Below are 7,868 nucleotides of genomic sequence, written 5' to 3'. Positions count from 1 at the left end.
GGGTGCCCTGCCAGAGCCCCTGCTTACATTTGAAGGAGCCGCCCCCCCCCCCCCCCCCCGCCTCCCCCCCCCCCCCCCCCCCCCCCCCCCCCCCCGGCGTTCCCCCAGGACGTCTCAGGACACCCCCGGAGCACCCGACGTCAGGCCAGCTCCAGCGCCAGGTAGAAGTCCACCCGGTCCTCCAGCCGGGAGAGGTCCCGCCCGGTCAGCTCCTCGATCCGCCCGATCCGGTAGCGCAGGGTGTTGACGTGGACGTGCAGCTGCCCGGCGCAGCGGGTCCAGGAGCCGTCCGAGCGCAGGAAGGCCTCCAGAGTGCGCACCAGGTCGGCCTGGTGCTCGATGTCGTACGCGATCACCCGGTCCAGCAGCCGGCTGCGGAAGGCGCGGCGGACCTCGTCCGGGACGGCGGCCAGCAGCAGTACGTGCGAGGCCAGTTCCTCGGGGCCGGCCACGCAGACCCGGCCGACCCGGGCGGCGGCGATCCGGCGGGCGTGCCGGGCCTCCTCCAGGGCGCCGCGCAGGCCGCCAGCCTCGGTGGCGGGGGCGGAGACGCCGAGGGTGATCCGGCCCTCCGAGCCGAGTCCGGCCTCCAGCGGGGCGAGCAGGTCGCGCAGGGTGTCGGCGGGCACCTGGCTGTCCAGGGCGGGCAGCACCACGACGGCGCCGTTGCCCGAGCCCGCGACGAGCGCGCGGTCGGTGGTGCCGCCGAGCGCCTCCTCCAGGACGGCCCGCACCGTGCCCTCGGGCAGGCCGGTGCCCTCGGCGCTGACCACCAGCCAGGAGACGTCCTGGGGCTGGACCTTGGGTTCGGGGGTCTCGTAACGGGCGGCCATCGCCGAGGAGGCGTACAGGGCGCGGCTGATCTCGCCGGGGTCCGCGTCGCGTCGCAGCAGGGCGAGCAGTTCGTCGGCCAGCCGGCGGCGCAGCCGGCGGCCCTCGTCCCGGCGGTGGCGCTCGGCGGCGACCAGGCGGGCGAGGTTCTCGGCGAGCTGCTGGCGCTTGGTGGTCCACTCGGTGATGTCGCCGGCCACCGCGAGCACCCAGTCGGCGAGCGGTGCCTCGTGTTCGGCGTCGACGGCGGCGGGGAGCAGTGAGTAGGCGCCGCCGGCCAGGCGGGCCCGGTGCGGGGGGCGGCGGCGCTGGCGCTGGGCGGCGAGGTGGGCGCGGACCAGCTGGTCGCGGTCCTCGGCGGTGAGCCGGTCGGCGGGGCCGGCGATCACCGCGCCGGTCGGGGTGAGCACCCAGCAGTCCAGGTCGAGGTCGCCGCCGAGCAGGTCGAGGACGGCGTCCAGGCCGCCGCCGCCGGCGGCCGAGACCAGCAGCCGGTGCCGGTCGACGAGGGCGGCGAGGTCGGCGGCGCGGTCGGCGGAGACCTGTCGGCCGATGAACTCGGTGACGGTTCCGAAGGCGATGTCGTCGGGGACGGCCAGCAGGGGCATCCGGTGCCGGCGGCAGGCCTCGACCAGGTCCTCGGGCACCGGGCCGACCTCGGCCTCGCCGGCGGCCAGGGCGACCGCGCCGCCGGCGGCGATGGTCCGGACGAACCGCTCCGAGTCCGCCGGGGCGGTGCGCCAGAGCATGCCGGTGAGGACCAGTTCGCCGCCGTGGAGGTAGCGGCCGGGGTCGTGCAGGTCCGTGGTCATCACGCCGCTGACCTGCCGGTCCAGCTCCTCCTCGGCCGCGAGCAGGCGCAGTCGGGGGGCGCCGGGGGCGAGCAGGTCACGGACACGCATCCGCGGACTCCTTACGGGGGCTGGGACAGGGGGCTGGAACAGGGGTCTGGAACGGGGCTGGAACGGGGCTGGGACAGGGGGCTGGTACGGGGGCCGGAAGGGGGCCTGGACCAGGGCCGGAACGGTGGGGGCCGAACGGGTGTCCGGGGCGCGGATCGGCGGGAGCGGGTGGTTCGCCGTCCGGTCCGGGGGTGACAGTGTGCCCGAACATCAGTGCTCGGTGTTACGCACCAGCGGGCCCTCCGGTCACGGGTCCGTCGCCCGCCCGTCACGGCCGGATTACGGTCGTAGGTACACCCGGCGAAACACCTGGGCTGCGGGATTGTCCTCCTTAGAGGAACGTACAGGATGCCGGGCGGGACCACAGCCGGGGCTTCATGCCATCGGTGACTGCCAGTGGGCCACGTCACAGGAGTTCACTGGGCGAAACGCCGCCGGACACCCGGTCGGCGAAGACTTGAGGAGACACCCGCATGGAGTTCCTTCGGCCCGCCACCTGGGACGAGGCACTCGCGGCGAAGGCTGAGTACCCGACCGCGCTGCCCATCGCGGGTGGCACGGACGTCATGGTCGAGCTGAACTTCGACGTGCACCGGCCATCCGCGATTCTCGACCTGAACCGCGTCACCGAGCTCACCGAATGGACGAACGACGGCGACGTCGTCCGGCTCGGCGCCTCGGTGCCGTACGCCCGGATCATCGCGGAGCTGTCCGGGCCGCTGCCCGGGCTCGCACTGGCGGCCCACACCGTCGGCTCGCCGCAGATCCGCAACCGCGGCGGCGTCGGCGGCAACCTGGGCGCGGCCTCCCCGGCCGGCGACTCCCACCCGGCGCTGCTGGCGGCCGGACGGGACGTGTACGTCGAGGCGGCCTCCGTGCGCGGCACCCGGCTGATCCCGATCGACGAGTTCTACGTCGGGGTCAAGCGCAACTGCCTGGAGGCGGACGAGCTGATCCGCGCCGTGCGCATCCCGGTCGCGGACGGCCCGCAGCAGTTCTCGAAGATCGGCACCCGCAACGCGATGGTGATCGCGGTCTGCGCGTTCGGCTTCGCCCTGCACCCGAAGGACGGAACCGTCGGCACGGGGATCGGTTCGGCTGCCCCCACGCCGCGCCGCGCCGTCGAGGCCGAGGAGTACCTCCAGGGCGTGCTCGCCGAGCGCGGGCTCTGGCAGTCCGGCGAGCTGCTGGGCACCGAGGTGATCCAGCGCTTCGGCGAGCTGGTGAAGGCCGCCGCCTCCCCCATCGACGACGTCCGGGGCACCGCCGACTACCGGCGGCACGCCCTCGCCGTGATGGCCCGCCGCACCCTCACGTGGTGCTGGAACGACTACAGCAAGCAGATCAGGAGCGCGGCATGAGGGTCACGTTCACCGCCAACGGCAAGCCGGTCGAGGCCGACGACGTGTGGGAGGGCGAGAGCCTCCTCTACGTCCTGCGCGAGCGCGTCGGCCTGCCGGGCTCGAAGAACGCCTGCGAGCAGGGCGAGTGCGGCTCGTGCACCGTCTACCTGGACGACGTGCCGGTCTGCTCCTGCCTGGTCGCGGCCGGCCAGGTGCAGGACCGCGAGGTGCGCACGGTCGAGGGCCTGGCCGCGGAGAACGGCGAACTGGGCCTCGTCCAGCAGGCGTTCGTCGACGCCGGGGCCGTCCAGTGCGGCTTCTGCACCCCGGGCCTGCTGGTGCAGACCGACGCGCTGCTGGACCGCGACCCGCAGCCGAGCGACAACGACATCCGCGAGGCACTGTCGGGCAACCTGTGCCGGTGCACCGGCTACGAGAAGATCATGGACGCGGTGCGGCTCGCCTCCGCCCGCAAGTGCGCCGGCGAGGGGGCAGCGGAATGACCACGACCCGCACCATCCAGGGCCAGAAGAACCTGCAGAAGATCAACCAGGCGGCCAAGGACGGCATCGGCGGCTCGCCGCTGCGTCCGGACGGCAACCTGAAGGTCAAGGGCGAGTTCGCGTACTCCTCCGACCTGTGGCACGAGGACATGCTCTGGGGTATGGCGCTGCGCTCGCCGCACCCCCGGGCCAACATCCTCTCGGTGGACATCTCCGAGGCGCTCAAGGTGCCCGGCGTCTACGCGGTGCTGACCCACGAGGACATCCCCGGCTCCAAGTACTACGGCCTGGAGATCCAGGACCAGCCGGCGCTGGCGATCGACAAGATCCGCTACCACGGCGAGGCCATCGCACTGGTCGCGGCCGACCACCCGGAGACGGCCCGGCGCGCGGTGAAGAAGATCAAGGTCGAGTACGAGGTGCTCACCCCGATCGTCACCGAGGAGCAGTGCCTGGACCCGGAGACCCACGGGTACGTGCACGAGCCGCACGAGTACAAGTCGCACGCGTACGGCAACATCTGCCACGAGCAGAAGCTGGTCTCCGGCCTCGGCGTGACCGACGAGGTGCGGGCGATGGCGGACGTCATCGTCAGCGGCGACTACGAGGTCGGCATGCAGGACCAGGCCTTCCTCGGCCCCGAGTCCGGTCTCGCGGTGCCCGCCGAGGACGGCGGCATCGACCTCTACATCGCCACCCAGTGGCTGCACGTGGACCGCGAGCAGATGGCCCCGGTGCTGGACCTGCCCGAGGAGAAGGTCCGGCTCACCCTCGCCGGTGTCGGCGGCGCCTTCGGCGGCCGCGAGGACATCTCGATGCAGATCCACGCCTGCCTGCTGGCCCTGCACACCAACAAGCCGGTCAAGATCGTCTACTCCCGGGACGAGTCCTTCTACGGCCACGTCCACCGCCACCCGGCCCGGATGCACTACGAGCACGGCGCGACCCGCGACGGCAAGCTGGTCTTCGCCGACTGCCGGATCGTGCTGGACGGCGGCGCCTACGCCTCCGCCTCCCCCGCCGTGGTCGGCAACGCGGCCTCGCTCGGGCACGGCCCGTACGTGATCCCGAACGTGAAGATGCACGCCATCGCGCTGTACAGCAACAACCCGTCCTGCGGGGCGATGCGCGGCTTCGGCGCGGTCCAGGCGGCGTTCGGCTACGAGTCGCAGATGGACAAGCTGGCGGCCGAACTGGGCATGGACCCGGTGGAGTTCCGGCAGCTGAACGCGATGTCGGAGGGCGACTCCATGCCCACCGGCCAGCGGATCGACTCCCCCGCGCCGGTCGCCGAACTGCTGCGGCGCGCCAAGGAGATGCCGCTGCCGCCGCCGCTGGACACCGAGCACCTGGACGTCCGCGCGCTGCCCGGCGCGCTGTCCAACACCTCGCACGGCGAGGGCATCGTGCGCGGCGTCGGCTACTCGGTCGGCATCAAGAACGTCGGCTTCTCCGAGGGCTTCGACGACTACTCCACCGCCCGGGTGCGGCTGGAGGTGATCGGCGGCGAGCCGGTCGCCATGGTGCACACCGCGATGGCCGAGGTCGGCCAGGGCGGCGTCACCGTGCACGCCCAGATCGCCCGCACCGAGCTGGGCGTCGAGCAGGTCACCATCCACCCGGCCAACACCGAGGTGGGGTCGGCCGGTTCGACCTCCGCCTCGCGCCAGACGTACATGACCGGCGGCGCCGTGAAGCTGGCCGCCGAGGCCGTGCGCCGGGAGCTGATCGAGAAGGGCCGGCGCCGCTACGGCTGGACCCACGACGACCTCTCACTGGTCGGCGGCAAGGTCGTCTCGGCCAGCGCCGGACCGCTGGTCTCCATGGTGGACCTGCTCGGTGACGAGGCCGTCGAGCAGACCCGCGAGCACCACCACCGGCCCACCCAGGCCTTCGACAAGGAGACCGGCCAGGGCTTCGGCCACGTCCAGTACACCTTCTGCGCCAACCGCGCGGTGGTGGACGTGGACGTCGAGCTGGGCCTGGTCAAGGTGGTCGAGCTGACCGCCGTCCAGGACGTCGGCAAGGCGCTCAACCCGCTCTCCGTGGTCGGCCAGATCCAGGGCGGCTGCACCCAGGCGCTCGGGCTCGCCGTGATGGAGGAGATCATCGTCCGGGACGGGAAGGTGCGCAACGCCTCCTTCACCGACTACCTGATCCCCACCATCCTGGACACCCCGCCGATCCCGGTGGACATCCTCGAACTTCCCGACCCCCACGCCCCGTACGGGCTGCGCGGGGTCGGCGAGGCGCCGACCGTGTCGGCGACGCCCTCCATCGTGGCGGCCATCCGCAACGCCACCGGCCTCGCGCTCAACCGGATTCCCGTCCGGCCCGAGCACCTGACCACCGAACAGCCCGGCTGACCCCGGCCGTTCGGCCTCCGGGAGCACGACCTCCGGGGCCTCCCAGGCCTCCGGACGTACGGACCTCCCCGGGGCGGTGACGCTCTTCCCCACCGCCCCGGGGACTCCCCCCCACCCGCTGCCCTGCCCACGCCGGGGTTCCGCAGTGGTGCGCACCACCCTCATCCGCACCCTCATCCGCACCGCTGGCACTCCCCCCGAAGGAGTGCCTCCCCCACAGTGAGTCGATGACCGTCCCCCTGCGCCACCTTCGTTGACTGGCAGACAGGTCGGCTCGCCCACCCCAACCCCCTTTGACACTTGGGAGTGGACATGCCCAGGATCCCCACGGAACCCGGCACCACCGAAACAGACAGACCCGCCGTGGACGAGCCCCACCCCTCGTCCCCGGCACCACGCCCGAACGGCGCGCTGGACGCGTACTTCAAGATCTCGGCCCGCGGCTCGACCATCGCCAACGAGCTGCGCGGCGGTCTGACCACGTTCATGGCGATGGCGTACATCATCCTGCTGAACCCGCTGATCCTCAGCGGCGCGGACGTCAACGGCCTCAAGCTCGACCACGCCGCGCTGACCACCGCCACCGCGCTCGCGGCCGCCGTCACCACCATCGTGATGGGCGTGGTCGGCAACGTGCCGCTCGCCCTGGCCGCCGGGCTCTCCGTCTCGGGCGCGGTCTCCGCGCTCGTCGTCCCCCACACCACCTGGCCGCAGGCCATGGGCCTGTGCGTGATCTACGGCCTGCTGATCGTGCTGCTGGTGGTCTCCGGACTGCGCGAGAAGATCATGAACGGCATCCCGCTGCCGCTCAAGCACGCGATCACCATCGGCATCGGCCTGTTCGTCACGGTCATCGGCCTCTACAAGGCCGGGTTCGTCCACACCGGCGGCCCCACCGCGCTCTCGCTCGGCCCGGCCGGCGAGCTGACCGGCTGGCCCGTGGCGATCTTCTGCGTCACCCTGCTGGCCATCTTCGTGCTGATGGCGCGCGGCGTCCGGGGCGCGATCCTGATCGGCATCGCGGGCGGCACCGTGCTCGCGGTGATCGTCAACCAGGTCGCCGACGTCCCGGCCTCCGCCTGGAAGAACTCCGTGCCGGTGTGGCCCGGCAGCCCGGTCTCCGCCCCCGACTTCAGCCTGTTCGGGCACGTCGACCTGTTCGGCGCCTTCGGCGGCCACGGCATGGGCGCGATCAGCGCCTCCGTCGCGGTGTTCACCCTGGTGCTGGCCGGCTTCTTCGACGCGATGGCCACCATCATCGGCGTCGGCACCGAGGCGGGCCTCGCCGACAAGCAGGGCCGGATGCCCGGACTGTCCAAGGCGCTGTTCATCGACGGCGCCGGCGGAGCCGTCGGCGGCCTGGCCGGCGCCTCCGGCCAGACGGTCTTCGTCGAGTCCGCGACCGGGGTCGGCGACGGCGCCCGGACGGGCCTGGCCTCCGCCGTCACCGGCGGGCTGTTCACCCTGATGCTGTTCTTCTCGCCGCTGGCCGGCATCGTCCCGGTCGAGGTCGCCTCCGCCGCCCTGGTGGTGATCGGCTCGATGATGATGAGCCAGGCCCGGCACATCGACTGGTCCGACCGCGAGGTCGCCATCCCGGCCTTCCTCACCTGCGTGCTGATGCCGTTCACCTACAGCATCACGGCGGGCGTCGCGGCCGGCGTCGTCTCCTACTCGGTCATCAAGGCCGGCCAGGGCAAGTGGCGCGAACCCGGGCTGCTGATGTGGATCCTCACCGGGGTCTTCGTCCTGTACTTCGCGCTCACACCGATCAAGTCCTGGCTCGGCGTGCACTAGTCACCCCCGTGGGGGGGGGGGGGCCCGGGGTGGGCAGAGGACGCAGCGGTAACCCCGACAACATACAGGAGCGGCTCCGCTACAGGCGGTGCCGCCTCTACCGCTGCGGAAACAGCAAAAGAAGCC

At 72.4% G+C, this 7,868-nt stretch carries 5 protein-coding genes; 4 read left to right on the top strand and 1 reads right to left on the bottom strand.

Features of this window, described 5'->3' with window-relative positions:
* Positions 1–140: 140 nt before the first annotated feature.
* Complete coding sequence (locus ACZ4WV_RS25175; protein WP_465750388.1) at positions 141–1,733, bottom strand: PucR family transcriptional regulator; 1,593 nt, start codon at positions 1,731–1,733, stop codon at positions 141–143.
* Positions 1,734–2,206: 473 nt separating this feature from the next.
* On the opposite strand from ACZ4WV_RS25175, the gene ACZ4WV_RS25170 reads away from it, so the two are divergent.
* The 4 genes from ACZ4WV_RS25170 to ACZ4WV_RS25155 all read left to right on the top strand — a co-directional run bounded on the left by ACZ4WV_RS25170 (position 2,207) and on the right by ACZ4WV_RS25155 (position 7,742).
* Positions 2,207–3,094, top strand: a complete 888-nt coding sequence (locus tag ACZ4WV_RS25170; RefSeq protein WP_465750386.1) for an FAD binding domain-containing protein — start codon at positions 2,207–2,209, stop codon at positions 3,092–3,094.
* Positions 3,091–3,579: a (2Fe-2S)-binding protein gene (locus ACZ4WV_RS25165; RefSeq protein ID WP_465750384.1), complete on the top strand. Its 489-nt coding sequence runs from the start codon at positions 3,091–3,093 to the stop codon at positions 3,577–3,579. The genes ACZ4WV_RS25170 and ACZ4WV_RS25165 overlap by 4 nt, the downstream gene beginning before the upstream one ends.
* Positions 3,576–5,945: a xanthine dehydrogenase subunit D gene (gene pucD, locus ACZ4WV_RS25160; RefSeq protein ID WP_465750382.1), complete on the top strand. Its 2,370-nt coding sequence runs from the start codon at positions 3,576–3,578 to the stop codon at positions 5,943–5,945. The genes ACZ4WV_RS25165 and pucD overlap by 4 nt, the downstream gene beginning before the upstream one ends.
* A gap of 312 nt (positions 5,946–6,257) precedes the next feature.
* Positions 6,258–7,742 carry an NCS2 family permease gene (locus ACZ4WV_RS25155; RefSeq protein WP_465750380.1) on the top strand — a complete coding sequence of 495 codons (1,485 nt, stop codon included), beginning with the start codon at positions 6,258–6,260 and terminating at the stop codon, positions 7,740–7,742.
* Positions 7,743–7,868 lie beyond the last annotated feature (126 nt).

It is taken from the genome of Kitasatospora sp. NPDC029312, from assembly GCF_055569215.1.
This window is presented reverse-complemented; position numbering and strand designations above follow the sequence as displayed.